This window comes from Polaribacter sp. (assembly GCF_024639685.1).
Lineage (GTDB): Bacteria > Bacteroidota > Bacteroidia > Flavobacteriales > Flavobacteriaceae > Polaribacter.
Map to the genome: position 1 here is coordinate 310,120 of NZ_JAHEHX010000003.1, position 19,255 is coordinate 329,374.

The 19,255-nt window shown below is 32.0% G+C and carries 12 protein-coding genes; 7 read left to right on the plus strand and 5 right to left on the minus strand.

Going from position 1 to position 19,255, the window contains the following annotated elements; genetic code table 11:
* Nucleotides 1-14: 14 nt before the first annotated feature.
* The 5 genes from Q0L44_RS03585 to Q0L44_RS03605 form a co-directional block, all read right to left on the minus strand.
* On the minus strand, nucleotides 15-1,595 hold the full coding sequence (locus Q0L44_RS03585; protein ID WP_296635380.1) for a ThuA domain-containing protein: 1,581 nt from the start codon (nucleotides 1,593-1,595) through the stop codon (nucleotides 15-17).
* 175 nt (nucleotides 1,596-1,770) lie between these two features.
* The gene (locus Q0L44_RS03590; RefSeq protein ID WP_296635382.1) at nucleotides 1,771-2,685 is read right to left on the minus strand and encodes an aldose 1-epimerase; all 915 of its coding nucleotides are present in this window, start codon (nucleotides 2,683-2,685) and stop codon (nucleotides 1,771-1,773) included.
* A 22-nt stretch (nucleotides 2,686-2,707) separates the two neighbouring features.
* Nucleotides 2,708-4,129, minus strand: coding sequence for a D-xylose transporter XylE (gene xylE / locus Q0L44_RS03595; RefSeq protein WP_296635387.1), 1,422 nt, complete (start codon nucleotides 4,127-4,129; stop codon nucleotides 2,708-2,710).
* Nucleotides 4,130-4,197: 68 nt separating this feature from the next.
* Complete coding sequence (gene xylA / locus Q0L44_RS03600; protein ID WP_296635389.1) at nucleotides 4,198-5,514, minus strand: xylose isomerase; 1,317 nt, start codon at nucleotides 5,512-5,514, stop codon at nucleotides 4,198-4,200.
* An 83-nt stretch (nucleotides 5,515-5,597) separates the two neighbouring features.
* On the minus strand, nucleotides 5,598-7,085 hold the full coding sequence (locus Q0L44_RS03605) for an FGGY family carbohydrate kinase (protein ID WP_296635392.1): 1,488 nt from the start codon (nucleotides 7,083-7,085) through the stop codon (nucleotides 5,598-5,600).
* 482 nt (nucleotides 7,086-7,567) lie between these two features.
* On the opposite strand from Q0L44_RS03605, the gene Q0L44_RS03610 reads away from it, so the two are divergent.
* The 7 genes from Q0L44_RS03610 (at nucleotide 7,568) to Q0L44_RS03640 (ending at nucleotide 19,254) form a co-directional block, all read left to right on the plus strand.
* A complete protein-coding gene (locus Q0L44_RS03610) occupies nucleotides 7,568-8,503 on the plus strand; it encodes a T9SS type A sorting domain-containing protein (protein WP_296635394.1) in 936 nt (311 codons plus the stop codon).
* An 84-nt stretch (nucleotides 8,504-8,587) separates the two neighbouring features.
* The gene (rhaM, locus tag Q0L44_RS03615; protein WP_296635397.1) at nucleotides 8,588-8,902 is read left to right on the plus strand and encodes an L-rhamnose mutarotase; all 315 of its coding nucleotides are present in this window, start codon (nucleotides 8,588-8,590) and stop codon (nucleotides 8,900-8,902) included.
* A 110-nt stretch (nucleotides 8,903-9,012) separates the two neighbouring features.
* Nucleotides 9,013-11,490, plus strand: coding sequence for a BNR-4 repeat-containing protein (locus tag Q0L44_RS03620; RefSeq protein WP_296635399.1), 2,478 nt, complete (start codon nucleotides 9,013-9,015; stop codon nucleotides 11,488-11,490).
* A 167-nt stretch (nucleotides 11,491-11,657) separates the two neighbouring features.
* Nucleotides 11,658-14,261 (plus strand): alpha-L-rhamnosidase, encoded by a 2,604-nt coding sequence (locus Q0L44_RS03625; protein ID WP_296635403.1) that lies wholly within the window; start codon nucleotides 11,658-11,660, stop codon nucleotides 14,259-14,261.
* A gap of 18 nt (nucleotides 14,262-14,279) precedes the next feature.
* On the plus strand, nucleotides 14,280-14,471 hold the full coding sequence (locus Q0L44_RS03630; RefSeq protein WP_296635405.1) for a hypothetical protein: 192 nt from the start codon (nucleotides 14,280-14,282) through the stop codon (nucleotides 14,469-14,471).
* Nucleotides 14,464-17,241, plus strand: coding sequence for an alpha-L-rhamnosidase (locus Q0L44_RS03635; RefSeq protein WP_296635408.1), 2,778 nt, complete (start codon nucleotides 14,464-14,466; stop codon nucleotides 17,239-17,241). Before Q0L44_RS03630 ends, Q0L44_RS03635 begins: the two co-directional genes overlap by 8 nt.
* A 6-nt stretch (nucleotides 17,242-17,247) precedes the next feature.
* Nucleotides 17,248-19,254, plus strand: coding sequence for a hypothetical protein (locus Q0L44_RS03640; RefSeq protein ID WP_296635410.1), 2,007 nt, complete (start codon nucleotides 17,248-17,250; stop codon nucleotides 19,252-19,254).
* The last annotated feature ends 1 nt before the right edge of the window (nucleotide 19,255 follow it).

The following is a 19,255-nucleotide window of genomic DNA, read 5'->3' on the forward strand; positions in this document are numbered from 1 at the left end:
TTATTAAATTATTTTTACAATTGTCTTTTAAATTTTCTAGGTAATTTTTTAATGGATTTTATCTGAATATTTTTATAATAAACTTCAGCAGCTTCAGATTGAATTTGAATACGACCTTTTGTTAAAGGCATAGTTTTACCCTTTGCATTTTTAAATTTAGAGTTGTACAAAGCCATTACAACTTTGCCATTTACAATATGAATACTTGTTCCTTCAAAACAAATGAGTTCTAGGGTATTCCATTTTCCATGTGGTTTTTCATTATCAAAACCTTTATTTGCATGATTTGGTATTTTTTTATCTGCACTAGAAAAAGGATGTAACGTTCCACTTTTTACATAACTAAATTCTTTTTCTCCTGCTCTTTTTTCTGAAGGAATCTCTATTAATGTTCCGCCTAAACCATAATAGTCACCAAGGTCTCCTTCTTGAATCTGAAATTCTTGAGAAGACATCCAAACATTCCAAAAAGTTCTGTAAGGCCCAAAAGAATGATATAAAAGACCACTATCTCTTTCTCTTAAAAGTCTAGGTTCCCAAACTTCTTCACCCCATTTAAATTGTAACTTTAAATGATAGTTTTCATATTCTTGTTTGCTAATTATTGCTCCATAAATTTCACCAGAAATATGCAGTATATTTTCATTATTTTCTGTTATAAAATTAAATACATTTTTAGGGTCATTATTTAAACCTAAAGGAATTCCATTTTTACCATCACTTTTAGAATTTATATTTTCTAAATTTTTAATAGTTTTATGAGGTACTCCTATAAATACATCCCAATTTTTGGTGTAATCTCCTTCAAAAAGGTGTGTCCATTTATTTGCAGACGGTTTTTTTATTTGTTTTGAGTTTGTAGCCCATAGAATTCCACCTTTTATCATTTCTTTAAAACGAGTATCTTCATAAGATTCATTGGTATGACCTAAACCTGTATAAAAAATTCTGCCTCCATTATAATGGTGAAACCAAGTAATAGGATGCTCATTAGTATTCATCTTTTTTCCTTTGTAAGAAGTTTCATCAACAGAAACTAATACATTTACGTGTTTCGCTACAGGTTTTTGAAAATTATACCATTCGTCTTTAAAAATTTCTTCTTTTTGTAGATGACTTACAGCAGGATGGTTCATTTCTTTATTGATAAAAACTTTTGCAAGCTGTACTTTTGGATGATTTTTAAAGGTAGCACCCACCATATTTGTAAACCAAGGCCATTGCTCTTCAGTGTTTGAGGCAGCATGAATTCCTACAAAACCATTTCCGTTCGCAATGTATTTTTGAAATGCTTTCTTTTGATTTTTATCAAATAAATTTCCTGTGGTGTTTAAAAAAACAATAACATTATAATTCGATAAATTATTTATAGAAAAATCATTTGCATCCTCCGAAAAATCTATGTTCCAATTCATCTCATTTTTTAAATTCACAAAGTAATTAATACCCGCTGGAATGGATTTATGTCTAAAACCTGTTGTTTTGCTAAAAACCAATATTTTAGGATCGTTTTCTTGTGAAAATCCTGATAAAAAAAAGAATGCAAAAAAAATTAGAAATAGTTGTTTTTTGAAATTTATTATAAATATTTTCATGGATATTAATATTATATTATATGTGGTGTATTGCTGTATTCGTGATTTTTATATATAGTTTTAATATTTTGTGTAAAAGATGTACGTTACAACTTTTGTTGTTATTTTTAAATTTTACAACTAACTATAGAGAAATACAAAACACTAATAAAACAAAAAGAAATTAAAATATATTTTACTTCTTGCTATTTGACTCAACCTTTAAATTCCAATTAATTATATATTTACTTTGGGGTAATAATTCTTTTAAACCGATCCCATTATTAAAACTATCTGAAACACCTGTTGTTGGTTCTATGGCAATAGCGTTTTTATACGGTGGTGTATAAAGTTGAACATAAGAATCTGTTTCAGATGAATTTAAAGACAACTTATAATATGGTGTTTTAAAGACAACTTCTTTGTTATCATCTAAAACATAGCAATCATCTAAAAATATATTTTTTATAGTAAAACCCTTTGAATGTATGTTATTTATAACTTTTTCTGTTATACATTTTTCATCTAATTTCAACTTTTTTTTTGCATCGAATACAATTTTAGAATTTTCTAAATTACTGCTAAAAAAATATGGGTGCCAGCCAATTGTAAAAGGAAAACTTTTTGAACTTGTATTCTCTACTTCAACATTAATAGTTAATACAGTATTTGTTAATATATATTCTACATAAAATGAGTAGGTGTAAGGAAAACCTTTGTTCAAGTTTTTTTCTTTGTAGACGAGTTTTATAGATGCAGAATTTCTATCACAATTCTCATTAATTACTTCAAAAGTTTTATTGTAGACTAAACCATGCATTGCATTATGTAATTCTATCTCATTTATATCTAATTGAAATTTTTCTGCCTTATAGTTGTAAGTTCCATTTTTAATTCTATTCGCAAAAGGAAATAGCAAAGATGAGGCATATGTTTTAGAATATGGTATTGACTTCATTTCTTTAATAATAGAATGATTACCAATTGTGAGTTCTTGTATACTTGCACCTTTATTTAAACTAATTTTCGCAAAACTGTTATTTTTAGCATTAGATATTTCTAATACATTACTATTAGTTTTTTGATTTTTAATATGATTTATTTGAAACAACTTATTATTTTTTAAAAGAAAATTATTTTTTCCAAAGCTCTTCCATTTCTTCTAACGTTTTACCTTTTGTTTCTGGAACAAATTTTATAATAAATAGCATAGCTAAAATACTCATGATTCCATAAACCCAATATGCAAAACCATGATTAAATTTTTCTGATAGGTAAGAATTATCGTTCATCATTGGGAAAGTTAATGATACTAAATAGTTAGAAATCCATTGAGCTGCAACTGCAATAGCTAAAGCTCTACCTCTAATTTTATTTGGAAAAATTTCTGATAGCAAAACCCAGGTTACTGGTCCCCAACTCATAGCAAAACTTGCCACGTATAACATCATACAAAATAATGCTAAATATCCTGTTGCTCCAGAAAAGAAAACAAAGCCAAGAGATAACATAGCAATTGCCATACCTAATGCACCAATAACCATTAATGGTTTTCTACCGTATTTATCAACTGTTTTTATAGCTAGAATTGTAAATAAGAAATTTACAATACCTACTATAATTGTCATTAATAAAGCAGTATCTGTGCCAGAAGAAATTGTTTTAAATATTTCTGGCGCATAATATAAAACTACATTAATACCTACAAATTGCTGTAAAATTGACAGTAAAATACCTACTACAATTACTAACCAACCAAAAGATAAAAGATTTCTGGATATTTTTTCATCCATAGAATCTTTTATTTCCTCTAAAATTACAATTCCTTTTTCTTCTCCATTCACTTTTGTTAAAACACTTAATGCTTCCTCAGGTTTATTTCGCAGCACTAAAGAACGTGGGGTATCTGGCACTAAAAATAATAAACCTAAAAATAATCCAGCTGGTATTATTTCTGAAGCAAACATCCATCTCCAGCCAATTTCATTCAACCAAGCATCCGAACCACCTGTTTTAGAAATAAAATAATTTACAAAATAAACTACCATAAAACCACCAACAATAGCTAATTGATTGTAGGAAACTAATTTACCTCTACTATTAGCAGGAGCAATTTCTGCGATATAAAGAGGCGACAGCATAGATGCCAAACCAACACCAATACCACCTATAATTCTGTATAGAATAAAGATTGTTGAATAGGTGTGATCTAATTCACCAATAGGTGCTAAAAACATTTCAGGCATGGCAGAACCTAAAGCAGATATTAAAAACAAAATTGCTGCTAAAATTAATCCATTTCTTCTACCAATTTTTTTACTAATTAAGCCTCCAAAAATTCCACCAACAATACAACCAATTAATGCACTAGAAACTAAAAAACCTTTGAAAGCACTTGCTGCAGTTTCTGATAATCCCTTGGGAATTACAAAAAAATTATCTAAAGAACCTACTGTTCCTGAAATTACTCCTGTATCATATCCAAAAAGTAGACCACCTAATGTAGCTACTAATGTTAGTTTTAATAGATATCCTGATTTTGCTGATTTTCCCATATTGTGTTTTAGTTAATTATTATTTAATTGATAAAACTTATTCTAAAGAAACTAAATGATCTTATTTATTAAATGTATTGATTGATAATGTTCTCGAATAACTCTTGTTTTCCACTTTGTAAACTTAACTCGCCATTTTCTTGTGCGATTTTGTACAAATCGGACAATTCTAATTTACCAGTCTCGAAGTCTTTACCTTGTCCACTATCAAAAGAACTGTATCTTTTTTCTCTTAAAGTGCTATAAGATGATGATTGCATAATTTTATCCGCAGTAATTAAAGCTCTAGCAAATGTATCTGCTCCTCCAATATGTGCATGAAAAACATCTTCCATATCTGTAGAATTTCTTCTAATTTTTGCATCAAAATTAACACCTCCGCCTTGTAAACCACCAGCTTCTAAGAAAACTAACATTGCTTCTGTAGTTTCTTGAATATTGTTTGGAAACTGATCTGTATCCCAACCATTTTGATAGTCGCCTCTGTTTGCATCGATACTTCCTAACATTCCTGCTTTGGCTGCAATTGCCATTTCATGTTGCATAGTATGTTGTGCTAAAGTAGCATGATTTACTTCAATATTCATTTTGAAATCTTTGTCTAAACCATATTCTTTTAAGAACCCGATTGCAGTTGCAGAATCAAAATCGTATTGATGTTTCATTGGTTCCATTGGTTTTGGTTCAATGAAAAAAGTTCCTTTAAAACCTTGTGCTCTTGCATAATCTCTTGCCATTGTTAAAAACTGAGCCATATGATCTAACTCACGTCCCATATCCGTGTTTAACAAAGACATATAACCTTCTCTACCTCCCCAAAAAACGTAGTTTTCTCCACCTAATTTAATGGTTGCGTCTAAAGCTAATTTTACTTGTCCACCAGCCCTTGCAACTACATTAAAGTCTGGATTTGTAGAAGCTCCATTCATATAACGTGGATTTGAGAAACAGTTTGCTGTTCCCCATAATAATTTGACGCCAGATTCAGCTTGTTTGCCTTTGATATAATCTGTAATTGTATTTAATCTTGCTTCTGATTCTGCAAAAGTTGCACCCTCTTGAATTAAATCGTAATCATGAAAACAGAAATAGTCAAAACCCATTTTGGTGATAAATTCAAAAGCAGCATCTGCTTTATCTTTTGCTGCTTGAATTGGATCTGAAGATTGATCCCAAACAAAATTTTGAGTTCCAGGGCCAAAAGGATCTGAACCTTGTCCGCAGAAAGTGTGCCAATAGGCGACTGAAAATTTAAACCAATCTTTCATCTTTTTACCAGCAACAATTTGTTCTGGATTGTAGTATTTAAATGCAAGTGGATTGTCTGATTCCTTTCCTTCAAATTGAATTTTGTTGATTCCTTTAAAATATTCTTTATTTGCCATTATTGTGAGTTTTTGCCATTCGCATTTCGCTTTTTGGCAGTTTATATATTTTGCAAAAGGCTAATTGCCAAAAGCTATTTTTATTATTTATTTAAAATTAATTCTAATTCTTTTTTCCAGTTGTTGTAAGCTTCTGAATATGGTTTTTTGTCTTCAAAAGGCAAAAATGTCATAATATGATTATTATCCATAATCGATTTGCTGAATTTTTTAAAATCTCCTGTGTGTAAGTTTGCGGCTCTTGCAGCACCAATAGCACCTGTTGTATTGTAAATTTCTATTTCTTGTTCTATTAAAGTAGCAACTGTATTTGAAAAAATTTCTGAACGGAATAAATTGTCATTTCCAGCTCTAATTACTGTTGGATTAATACCATCTGATTTTAAAATTTCCATTCCGTAAACAAATGAAAACGCAATACCTTCTAAAGCAGCTCTGCATAAATGACCTTTGTGATGATTATTAAGATTCATATTTACGATTCGAGTACCAATTTCTTTATTGTTTAGCATTCTTTCAGCTCCATTACCAAAGGGAATTAAGTAAACGCCATCTGAACCAATAGAGATTTCTGAAGCTAATGAGTTCATTTCTTCATAGGATGAAACTGCCAAGTTATTAAGCAACCAACGATATTGTATGCCTGCTCCATTAATACATAATAACTTGCCGATTCTTGTTGCTGCATCTTTTTGATAGTTTACGTGCGCAAAGTTGTTAACTCTTGAACTTTCTTTAACCGATAAACTATCTGTAACAGCATAAACTACTCCAGAAGTTCCACCAGTTGCTGCAACTTCTCCAGGATTAAAAACGTTTAGTGATAATGCGTTGTTTGGTTGGTCTCCAGCTCTATAATAAATAGGAGTTCCAACTGCAATTCCACTTTCTTGAGCTCCTTTTGCATCGACTTTAGATTGAAAACCAATAGTGTTTACAATATCTGGAACTAAATTTTGATTTATTTCATAATATTCAAACAGAAAATCGGCAACTGAATTATTTTTAAAATCCCAAAAAATGCCTTCTGATAAACCAGAAATTGTAGTATTTATTTGATCTGAAAATTTATAAGCAATATAATCTCCAGGTAACATAAACTTATAGATCTGCTTATAAATATCAGGTTCATTTTCTTTTACCCATTTTAATTTTGATGCTGTAAAGTTTGCTGGTGAGTTTAATAAATACTTTGCACATTTGTCTTCACCAATTTCTGCAAAAGCTTTATTGCCAGTTTCTACAGCTCTAGAATCGCACCAAATAATAGATTTACGAAGCGGGTTCCCTTTTTTATCAACAAGAACCAAACCGTGCATTTGGTAAGAAATACCAATGCCTTTTATTTGATTTTTATTGATGTTATATTGTTCTTTTAAGTTCGTAATTGCTTTGCAAATGTGAACCCACCAATCGTTTGGTTCTTGCTCTGCCCAACCATTTTTTTGAGCGAACATACCCATTTCTTCTCTAGGTTCCTGAACAACTCCTAAACTTTTACCAGATTCAATTTCTACCAATGCTGCTTTAATGGAAGAGCTTCCTATATCTAATCCTAAATGGTATTCCATTTTAGTATATTGTTTTATTGTTACAATTCTAGTTTTTTAATACTTTAATTATATCCTGCTCTGTCCTGATTTTTAATTCAACGATAACTGATGCTTCTAGTTAGTTATAAAATTTTCTTATTATTGATTTTAAATTATAACTTTAAAACTGAAAATTACAGAAAGCTTTTCAGACAAATTGTTGGTAATGTTTTTTTACTGTTATTTTAAATATACTAATCATTTGGAGTATTTGCGAATGAAAGATAAATTCTATGAAAAATATTTGGTTAAATAATTGGAGATTTAGTATAATATTTAAAATAAAAAAAAAAGAAAAAACATTGGTGTTAACCTTATTTAATTATTATAATCAAATTGTACGAAAGGATGATAGAATAGATCTTAAATATAGAAAAATAAAAAAAACAGTACAGTGCAGGATAGCAGAATATAACAAAGGTTCTATATTGCAACTATTAATTAAATTAAAATATTCTATCATGAAAAAACAATTACTTAAATTAACTTTATTCGCATTTGTAATGCTTTTAAGCTTTTCAACATTGCAAGCACAAGCATTATGGACGACAAACGGTACGTATAAAATTTCAACATCTGGTTTAGATACAAATCTTTATTTAACTATTAACGATCAAACTGGTACTTTAGAATGGGCAGAAGAAAAAGATGGCGATGATCCAACACAGGTTTGGACCGTGCAAGACCATAGAACTCCTGCAAGTACAGGATTAATGGAAATTTTTGCAACTATTCCCGAATTAGGTAACTTTACTCTGACTACAACTGGAGTAGAAGCAGATCATCCAAATTATACTTTATCTGTTAAAGCTGGAGATCCTTTAGAAGTTGAATATACAGCACCTACTGGGGGTGATACTCCGGATGATACTTCGGATGACGCTCCAGCTGTTTATTTTGGGGACTATTCAGGTTTAGACCAGTTTCAAAGAAGAAAGGCTAAAGTTAATGCAGATGGATTAGCTGATTCTGCTGGAGCTAACCCAGAAGATGGAAACAATGCTTTATTTATCAAAACACCATGGGGTGGTAATTCAAGATATGGTATAATTCCAACGGCAGCAGGTGAAGCAGTTCAGTTTGATGGAGGAGGTATCGATGTAATTCAATTCCATCTTGTAGAAGCAGCAACAGCAAGCGTAAACACTTTTGGAGTAGATGCTTTTGTAATTATAAATCCAGTTAGTAATAACCAGTTAACAATTAAAGGAGCTACATCTAAAGTTAGCAGGCTTAATGTTTATTCTGTACTAGGTAATACAGTATTATCTAAAGTTATTGATAATCAAAACGGAGATATTAGCGTTAACGTTAGTGCTTTATCTTCAGGTTTATACATTGTTGAACTTAATGGTGAAAACGGAGAAAGATTAACAAAGAAAATTATTAAGCAGTAGGCTTATTATTCAAAATAGTTAAAATTTTAAAACATCCTATTCAAAAGAATAGGATGTTTTTTTATTCAAATTAAAATATACACAATGCAAAGAGTCGCTTTTAAAATGAAGTTAAATAAAGGCCAGAAAGAAGCTTATGTAAAAAGGCACAATGAAATTTGGCCTGAATTAAAAGTATTACTCAAAGAAAATGGAGTTAGCGAATATTCGATTTTTTTCGATGAAGAAACCAGTACGTTATTTGCTTTTCAAAAAGTTTCTGGAGCTGGTGGCTCACAAGATTTAGCCAACAACCCAATTGTAAAAAAATGGTGGGATTTTATGGCAGATATCATGCAAGTAAATGATGATAATTCTCCAATTTCAATTCCATTGGAAGAGGTGTTTTATATGCCTTAGTAGTATAAATTAGCGCAAAAAACTTTTAACTTTTCTGGCAGGATACAACAAGATAGCTTCAAAGAGCATATCACCTACTTTTATTCGAATTACTATTAATAATAGGAACAATGCATAAAATTACTTTTAATAAATTTAAATTCAGCATACTTACGCTTCTTGCAGTCAGTATACATTCTTTTTCACAAGTCACTTTTGAAAAAGAGGTAAAAATAACCGATTTAGGTTTACACTTCGATGGAAACAAAGTTGGGGCTACAGCATCAAATTCAGGTGATAATGCTGCTTATGATTATTTTTTTGGTAGAAATATTTCTGCCCATGGAGATTGTATAAAAACCTATGGCGAATATGTATTTATGACTTGGTATCGTGGAGACAAATCAGATCGTCATGTAATGTTAACACGTTATAATACAACTACAGGTGTAGGTGTAGATATCGAGTTTCCTCACAGACATACAGGTTATCAAAATAAATATTGGATTGGAGAATCTCATAATACCATAGCAGTTGCAATAAGTCCTTTAGATGGTACAATCCATCTATTGTATGATATGCATGCGTATAGTAACTCAAGACCATCTGATGGAAGTTTATCTGATGACTACTTTAGATATAGTTATTCTGTAAAAAATGCAGCATCGCTTTCTGATGAAAACTTTACTTTAGACAAATTTGTAAAAAACAGTACTAATGGTTACAAACATTTAAGTTTAAATAGTGGAAGATCAGGTTATCCTGATGAAGAATATTCCAATTATTCTGCATTAACATATCCGCAATTCTTTACCAATGACTTAGGAGACATATTTATGTATATGCGTGAAGGAGGTAATAATAATGGAGCTTATAAATTCTCTAAATATGATGCAAATACCGCTACTTGGTCTAGTTTTACGCATTTTAATGTATTAAATGCTAAGAGCCAACCTGAGATAGAGTACAATTGGGGGCTTTATGGAAACATGAAATATGTTAATGGAAAAATACGAATTGGTTTTCAAAGAAGATTGGCAAATAATAACGATAAATACCAATACCAGAATGGTGTTTATTATGCGTATTCTGATGATCAAAATGGTTTTAGTCAATGGAAAAACCATTCAGGAACTCCTTTCTCGTTACCATTGTATGATGCAGATAGAATTAAAGTAATGGAGCCTGGTGATTATGTGCAAACGACTCAAGAAGACAAAGTATATATAGTAGGCAATTTTGATTGGACAGTAACAGAAAAAGGAGATGTTCATATCATTAGTAAAGTGAAAGACAATCAGTATAATGTTACCAAGTATTTACATACCTATAAGCCTTCAGGAGCTACAGAATTTACAACAACCGAAGATTTTGCAGGTGGAACTTCTATTTATACTGCAGGAGATGATGTTTTTATTATTGGTTTAAAAAACAATCGAGTTTTTGTTCAAAAGACAGAAGGAGGAACAAACAATTTTACCACAGTTTATCAAGCAACTTCTGGTAGGTCTTTTGTCCATGGTAGAGTACATATTGCAAATGGGAAACTCTACTATTATTTGATGGAGAAAAAATCTGGAAATGCCCAACCTTTGTATTTACAAATTATAGATTTAGACATTGTAAAAGAACCTTTTAGAGTTGCTATTACTTCTCCCACGAATGGGCAAAATGTTAAAGTCGGAGAAACTATTGCAATTACTGCAGATGCCGTTAATGAAAATGGATCAATCTCTAAAGTAGAGTTTAAAATTGACAATACCGTTTTTGATACCTCAACATCAGCACCATACAAAGTAGATTGGATTCCAACAATAGAAAGAGATTATAAGTTACAAGCTATAGTATACAATGAATCTAATGAATCTGTTTCATCAACAGTTGTTAATGTAACTGCAAAAACATTTGATCCAGAAGATTTATCAGAAGATATTTATAGATTAAGAAATGTAGCAACAGGAAAATTTTTAACAGATTCAGGAGCAGCTGCTACACCAGTTACTATGACAGATTCTGGAGAAGAACAAAACACACATTGGAATTTCCTAAATAGTGGAACTTTTGTGAATATTGATAGCGAAACATATGGTGTTTTGCGTGGACCAGGAGCTGGTTTTGCTGGTGGAGCTTATAGAGTGGTTAGTACTGGTAAAGCACCACCAACTGCAGATAATGATAAAGTTTGGCAAATACATTATAACGCCTCAGATGAAACATATAGATTTCAATCTGGTAATAGTGGTCGATTTTTATACACTGAAGAGAATGGAAATGTAACCCATATTATAGTTAATGAAACAGATAACAGAAGTAAATGGAAAGTGATACCAACAAGTCAAACGTTAAGTATAGATGATAATAAAATAGCAGATACTTCAATTAATATCTATCCTAATCCAACCAATAATAATTTTACAATAGCAGTTAAAGGAATAAATAAAGCTGATATTAAAATTTATAATTTGATAGGAAAACTTATTTATCAGGCTTCTACAGATAAAGAAACTACGCTAATTAATAATTTTGGAAAATTCAAATCAGGAATCTATTTGGTAAGAGTTTTGGGTGATAATCAAAAAATTTATAATCAAAAGCTTATAATAGAATAAAAATAAGACTTTTAATATTCTTAAAAAAGAAGGTAATCATTAAATTGTTACCTTCTTTTTTGTTTTATTTTATTTAAGGACAGGTCAGGATAGTTTTTAAGAAAAAAAATAACATATTGCTATTAGGTTAAATTGAATTAATAATTTTTAAAATCTAACACTATACAATGTTTAAAAACTCTAATTTCAGACATTTTTTTTTCGCAATAGGCTGTTTCATTTTTCTAAGCTTATCATCTTGTGGAGAAAAGGTAACTGTAGAAAAAGCAAATGAGTTAACCATTTCAGAGGGTTTTAAAAATCCTTTAGGTTTTTACAATGCAAAACCAACATTTTCTTGGAAATTACCAGCTTCAGAAAGCAATAAAAGTCAATCTGCATATCAAATTGTAGTTGCAAGTACTCCAGATTTATTACCTGATAATGCCGATTTATGGGATTCTGAAAAGCAAGAAAGTTCGCAATCTACTTTTGTAAAGTATCAAGGGGAAATATTGCAATCTCGTCAAAAAGTATATTGGCAAGTAAAATATTGGAATCAAAATGAAGAAGCATCTCAATGGAGTAATATAAATTTTTTTGAATTAGGTTTACTAAATAATTCTGATTGGATAGCAAAATGGACAGGTCTAGATACAGCAAAAGATAGCATTAAAGGTGTTAGAAAGTTTTTAATGCACAGACCACAATACTTAAGAAAAGGTTTTGATTTGTCTTCAGATGTTAAATCAGCAAGATTATACATCACTGCAAAAGGTGTTTTTGATGTGCATTTAAATGGTATAGATGTAAGTGATGATGTGTTAACTCCAGGCTGGACGCCATACAACAAACGTATTGAAACATTAACTTATGACGTAACAGAATTATTATCTTCAGGTAAAAATGCAATAGCTGTAGAATTAGCTTCTGGGTGGCATTCAGGAAGAATTAGTAGAGGAACAGCTGTTTATGAAAATTTTGCCTCACCAAAAATTTTATGTCAGTTAGAAGTAACTTTAAAAGATGGTTCTAAAAAAACAATTATTTCTGATGAATCTTGGAAAGGCACAACAAATGGTCCAATAAGATTGGCAAGTTTGTACGATGGCGAAGTATATGATGCTAATTTAGAAATACCAAATTGGACTAAAAAAACTTTTGATGATTCCTCTTGGGAAAGTACAAAAGTAGAAGCTATTTCTCATAATGTAAAATTAGCACCAAAACGTCATAGTACTGTTAAAATAATGGCAGTTTTAGAAGATGCAGAAATTGTATCAACCACTAAATCTGCTGTAATTTTTGATATGAAACAAAATATGGTGGGTGTGCCAAAAGTAACTGTTCCAATGAAAAAAGGAGATACTTTAACCCTTCGTTTTTCAGAAATGTTATTGTCTGATAATACTTTTTACACCAAAAATTATCGTTCAGCAAAATCAACTGATTATTACGTAGCAGCTAAAGATGGTGTTGTAGAATATGTACCAAAATTTACGTTTCACGGATTTCAATTTTTAGAATTAAGTGGTTACGATAAAAATGCGAAACCAGACGCTTCTTGGGTGCAAGGTATAGTACAACATTCAGATTTTGAGAAAAACGGAACGTTTACCTCTTCTCACGATAAGTTAAATCAATTACAAAGTAATATAACTTGGGGATTACGAGATAACTTTTTTGATGTGCCTACAGACTGTCCGCAACGTGACGAACGCTTGGGTTGGACAGGAGATGCACAAGTAATTGCACCAACAGCATTGTTCAATTATAGTACTCACGCTTTTTGGACGGCTTGGTTGCAAAGTCTAAGAGAAAATCAGTCTGAACACAAAAATGGTTTAGTGCCTTTTATAGTGCCAGATGTGTTGCAAAACAAAAATGGTGGTTCTGGTTGGGGCGATGCCTGTGTTATTGTTCCTTGGGATATTTATAACATAACAGGAGATGTTACCGTACTTGAAGATAGTTATGAATCTGCAAAAAAATGGGTTGGATACTACCAATCTAAAGTTAGAAAAAAACCTTATATCCCGATAATGCATTCTTTTGGAGATTGGTTGCAGCCATATCCTTCTAAAAGTTTAAAAAAGGGAAATAGAGGAGATACGCCAAAGGAATTGATTAATACCGCTTATTTTGCGCATTCCGCACATTTAATATCTAAAATTGCTGGTGTTTTAGGTAAAACGGATGATGCAAAAAAATATGCAGCTTTATACAAAGCTGTTGCCAACGCTTTTGAAAATGAATTTTTTGATGAAAACGGAAAGTTTAAACAGGAAAGACAAACGCAAACAAGTTATTTACTAGGTATATATTTAGAATTATTTCAACCAGAAACCAAACTAAAAGCACAGTATCACTTGCTTGAAGAAATTAAGAATGCCGATTATCATTTAGGAACAGGATTTTTAGGAACACCAATTCTACCAAAGGTTTTAGATGATATGGGAGAAATAGATTTGATGTATAAAATTTTGTTTAAAGAAACCTATCCATCTTGGTTTTACTCTATAAACCAAGGGGCAACCACTATGTGGGAACGTTGGAATAGTTTTAGTAAAGAAGGTGGTTACAACTCGCAAAGTATGAATAGTCTAAATCATTATGCATACGGAGCTATTGGGCAATGGATGTATGAACGTATTGCAGGACTTTCAGCATTAGAGCCTGGATATAAAAGGATTAAAATTGCACCAATACCAAATAAACCCTTAACTTCGGCTGAAGCAAGTGTTTATACTCCTTATGGAAAAGCATCTTCTTCTTGGAAGTTAGAATACTGAACTTTTAACTTAGATGTTATGATCCCTCCAAATACAACTGCAGAAATTCATTTGCCAAAAGGAGCATTGAAAAGTAAATTATCTATAAATGGTAAATCAATAGATGAGCTTTCAAATATTAAATTGATAGAAACCAAAGACAAAATTGTTATTCTATCTGTAAAATCGGGAACATACAATATAACAACCAAACTAAATTCTTATGAATAAAAAATCAATTTTCAATAGTTACATTATCGTTTTTTTAAGCCTACTTAGTTTAGGTTTTATATCTTGTGAAGAACAGCCTGTATTAGAAAGTGCATCAGAGTTAACCATTTCTGAAGGTTTTAAAAATCCTTTAGGTTTTTACAATGCAAGCCCAACATTCTCATGGAAATTACCAGTTTCAGAAAACATTAAAAGTCAATCTGCATATCAAATTGTAGTTGCTTCAAATCCAGATTTATTGCCTGATAATGCAGATTTATGGGATTCTAAAAAACAAGAAAAAGACAAATCAGTTTGGATAAAATATCAAGGAAAACAATTACAATCCAGACAAAAAGTATATTGGCAAGTAAAATATTGGAATCAAGATAAAGAAGCTTCAAATTGGAGCGACATTAATCATTTTGAATTAGGGTTATTAAATAATTCTGATTGGCAAGCAAAATGGGTAGGTTTAAACACGGCCAAAGACAGTATAAAAGGCAGAGGTAAGGTGTTAATTCACAAACCTCAATATTTAAGAAAAAGATTCGAATTAACAGATGATTTAGCTGTTGCAAGATTATACATTACTGCTAAAGGTGTTTTTGATGTTTCCGTAAATGGAGAAAATGTAAGTGATGATGCAATGTCTCCTGGTTTTACAACGTATGACAAACGTATAGAAACATTAACTTATAATGTAACTAATTTAATAGAATCTGGACAAAATGCTATTGGTGTAGAATTGGCCTCAGGTTGGTATTCTGGAAGATTATTGTGGGGAACAACACCTTGGGATAATACAATTTCACCAAAAATATTGTGCCAACTGGAATTAGAAATGAAAGATGGTTCTAGAAAAATAATTATTTCTGATGAATCTTGGAAAGGAACCACAAATGGACCACTTCAATTTTCAGAAATTTATGATGGAGAAATTTATAATGCCAATTTAAACATGCCAAATTGGACAACTATTAATTTTGATGATAAAAACTGGACAAAAGTTGAAGTAGAAAATATTGATAATACTATAAAATTAGAACCCAAAAGACATACTACTGTTAAGGGTAAAATAAAATTAAAGCCAACTAAAATCACTAAAAAAGAGGAAGCTTTAATTTTTGATTTGAATCAAAATATGGTTGGTGTTCCTTTGGTAAAAGTACCTATGAAAAAAGGAGATACACTTAAAATTAGATTTGCAGAAATGTTATCGCCAGATGATACTTTTTATACTAAAAATTATAGAAGTGCACACTCTACCGATTATTATATTGCATCTAAAGATGGAGAAATTGAGTACATGCCCAAGTTTACATTTCACGGATTTAGATTTGTAGAATTAACTGGTTTTGATGCTTCAAAAAAAGTTTCTAAAGATTGGGTCACAGGCGTTGTGCAATATTCAGATTTTGATGACAATGGAACATTTACATCATCACATCCAAAATTAAATCAACTGCAAAGTAATATTGTTTGGGGTTTGCGAGGGAATTTTTTGGATATTCCAACAGATTGTCCACAACGAAATGAGCGTTTAGGTTGGACAGGTGATGCACAAGTATTTGGGCCAACATCTATGTTTAATGCAGATGTGTATAAATTTTGGGCAAGTTGGCTACAAAGTGTTCGCGAAGCACAACTAGAAGATGGCACTATTCCTTGGACGGTTCCAGATACTCGAGGTAATAAAATTGCAAGCTCGGGCTGGGGAGATGTAGGTACAATCATCCCTTGGAAAATCTACATGCGAACTGGAGATATTGGTTTTTTAGAAGATAATTTTGAAATGATGACACAATGGGTGGCTCATCACGAGTTAAAATCAAAGAATTATATCTCTAATATGATGTCTTTCTCAGATTGGTTACAACCGTATCCAGAGAGTGGTAAAAATACGGGTGATACGTCAAGAAATTTAATTGGCACAGCATTTTTTGCACATTCTGCTAAATTAACTGCGCAAGCTGCTGAAGTTCTTGGAAAAACTGCAGAACAGAAAAAGTACGAAGAATTATACAAAACAGTAGCAAAAGCATTTGATAATAAGTTTTTTGATGAAAGTGGTGCCGTAAAAGGTGTTGCAGAAACGCAAACCTCTTATTTATTAGCATTAGCTTTTAACCTATTGCCAGAAAATAAGATAAAGAATGCGCAGACCAATTTATTGCGCAAGCTTAAAGATGCCGATAACCATTTGCGTACAGGCTTTTTAGGAACCCCATTATTATCTAGAGTTTTAGATGATATGGGAGAAACAGATTTAATCTATAAATTAATTTTTAACGAAACCTATCCGTCGTGGTTCTATTCTATCAACCAAGGAGCAACTACTATTTGGGAGCGTTGGAATAGCTATAGCAAAGCAGAAGGATACAACCCTATGAGTATGAACAGCCTTAACCATTATGCTTATGGAGCCATTGGTGAGTGGATGTACGAACGTATTGCAGGTATTGCACCTTTAGAAGCAGGATATAAAACCATTGAAATTGCACCACAAGTTCGTCAGCCTTTAACAGCTGCTTCGGCAACTTTAAATACACCTTACGGTAAAGTATCATCTTCTTGGGAAATTAAAGGAAATATATTTCAATTGCATGTTACTGTTCCACCAAATACATCAGCAAAAATTATTCTTCCTTCGGACACAGCAAAGCCACTTGAGTTAGACGGCGCAACGTTTCAAGAAAATGCGTCTGTAAAATTAGTTGATATTGGAAATAATTTATTTGAATTAGAAGTGCAACCAGGGTCTTATACCTTTCAATCTAGTATAAAATAACTTGAAATGATAAAATTAAAATTACTAACATTTACACTTTTAGCATCAAGTTTATTTTTAAATGCGCAATCTGCAAAATTCAATATTCCAATTGTTGATGACGAAGTTATATTTCAGGAAAACAATGGTATGGTAGCCGTTGAAGCAGAATATTTTAACAAACAGAGCAATTCAGAACAACGCCAATGGTATATCACTTCAAAGGATGCTACAACCAGTGTTGGACGTGATGAAGATAAGCCACATCATGAAGGCGCAAGCAATGGTACTTACATTGAAATATTACCTGACACGAGAGTCACACATGCCGATAAGTTAGTACAAGGCGAAAATTTTTCTAACAAAGCAGGCGAGGTCGCTGTGCTGCATTATAAAGTAAGATTTAGTAATCCTGGACGCTATTATGTTTGGGTGCGTGCATTTAGCACAGGAAGCGAAGACAATGGTTTACATGTTGGATTAAATGGGAAATGGCCAGAAAACGGCCAACGTATGCAATGGTGCAAAGGAAAAAATAAATGGACTTGGGAAAGTAAGCAAAGAACAAAAAAAGAACATTGTGGTGTGCCTAGACAGATTTTTTTAGATATCGATAAAAAAGGTTTACATGACATACAATTTAGTATGCGAGAAGATGGTTTTGAGTTTGATAAATTTATACTAACAAAAGACAGTAATTATATTCCAAAAGAAGAAGGTTTAAAAGTAACCACGCTTTGGCCTTTACAATCGTATTACAAGCAAATTGGAGCTTCTCTTTTAGAAAATAAAACTTTACCTATTGCCGATTTTCCTATAAAAAACACAGGGTTTTACAAACACGCTGGCGGAAAATGGTTGGGTATCAATCCAAATAAACAAAAAGAGGCACAAACAACTACACCTTTTACATTTAAAAATGGAAATTACGATTTGGTATTTGTTGCTGTTGGCGAAAATGATGGGCAGTCAGAATTTACTATAAGCATCAACAATAAAAAACTAGGCACCTTTAAACCACCATTAACCAAAGACCTCTTTGAAGAAAGCGAAAGCAACAATGCCCTTTGGGAAAATATAAAATTTAAAAAAGGAGATAAAATTACGGTACTTGCCAAAGTTGGTAGCGCAGATGGCAAAGAATGGGCAAGGGCACGCTGGTCGGGTATTATTTTTACGCCAGTAGGTAAAGGAAAAGACGTTGTAAAAACACCCTATGTAGGAACCTTAAAGGTTGTACAAAATAAAGTGCCAGCAATTAAAGCGCCCATAGGGCGTATTGCAGTTGTGGCAGATGGCAACTCTCCAGATCCCGACGACCTTGGTGGAACAGCCGTATCATTAGCACTACTTAGAGCAGCCGGACTTGAAAATAGGCTGGTACATTACTCCCATAGTTGCGATTTGGTGCGAGTAAACAGAATATCAGAAAAAGCAGAGATAGAACGCCACGCCCTTATGCAAAGTGTTTGTGATGTTACCGCAAGACGCTGGGGCGGTTTTGATGGGCTTACCTTTTTTGACGCAAAATGGCAACAAAAAGAAACAGTAAAAGACCTACGCAATGCTATAAATGCATCTAGCGCAAATGACCCACTTTGGATAATTGAAGCTGGCGAACCAGATATTATAGGTTTTGCCCTAAAAGCCTCAAAAAAAGACAAACATAAATATGTAAAAGTTATCACACATCACCCAGCTAATGACGATGCCGGAGATTTTTACACATGGCAGCAAATATTGGATTTTGGAGTGGAAGAAGTTCGCATTCCAGATCAGAATATCAAGCTAAAAGTCAACTTAGCTGAATGGAATTGGGCAAGAGATCATAAAGACAAAAGATTACAGCAAGTTTGGGTATTTGGTAAAATGGCAGAAGTCGATGATGTTGTGAAGTTCCAAAGAGGAAAATGGGATTGCTCTGATGCCGGTATGGTTTTATATTGGATAACTGGTGCTAATATAAATAAAGGCTTAAAACAAGGAACTGTTAATGATGTAAAAAGTATTTTATTGAATTATATAGAGAAGTAGA

What these genes read in the sequence shown, in the direction of transcription:
- Q0L44_RS03585 (WP_296635380.1), bottom strand. Translation starts at nt 1,595, where the DNA reads ATGAAAATATTTATAATAAATTTCAAAAAACAACTATTTCTAATTTTT.
- xylE (WP_296635387.1), bottom strand. Translation starts at nt 4,129, where the DNA reads ATGGGAAAATCAGCAAAATCAGGATATCTATTAAAACTAACATTAGTA.
- xylA (WP_296635389.1), bottom strand. Translation starts at nt 5,514, where the DNA reads ATGGCAAATAAAGAATATTTTAAAGGAATCAACAAAATTCAATTTGAA.
- Q0L44_RS03605 (WP_296635392.1), bottom strand. Translation starts at nt 7,085, where the DNA reads ATGGAATACCATTTAGGATTAGATATAGGAAGCTCTTCCATTAAAGCA.
- Q0L44_RS03610 (WP_296635394.1), top strand. Translation starts at nt 7,568, where the DNA reads ATGAAAAAACAATTACTTAAATTAACTTTATTCGCATTTGTAATGCTT.
- rhaM (WP_296635397.1), top strand. Translation starts at nt 8,588, where the DNA reads ATGCAAAGAGTCGCTTTTAAAATGAAGTTAAATAAAGGCCAGAAAGAA.
- Q0L44_RS03620 (WP_296635399.1), top strand. Translation starts at nt 9,013, where the DNA reads ATGCATAAAATTACTTTTAATAAATTTAAATTCAGCATACTTACGCTT.
- Q0L44_RS03625 (WP_296635403.1), top strand. Translation starts at nt 11,658, where the DNA reads ATGTTTAAAAACTCTAATTTCAGACATTTTTTTTTCGCAATAGGCTGT.
- Q0L44_RS03630 (WP_296635405.1), top strand. Translation starts at nt 14,280, where the DNA reads ATGATCCCTCCAAATACAACTGCAGAAATTCATTTGCCAAAAGGAGCA.
- Q0L44_RS03635 (WP_296635408.1), top strand. Translation starts at nt 14,464, where the DNA reads ATGAATAAAAAATCAATTTTCAATAGTTACATTATCGTTTTTTTAAGC.
- Q0L44_RS03640 (WP_296635410.1), top strand. Translation starts at nt 17,248, where the DNA reads ATGATAAAATTAAAATTACTAACATTTACACTTTTAGCATCAAGTTTA.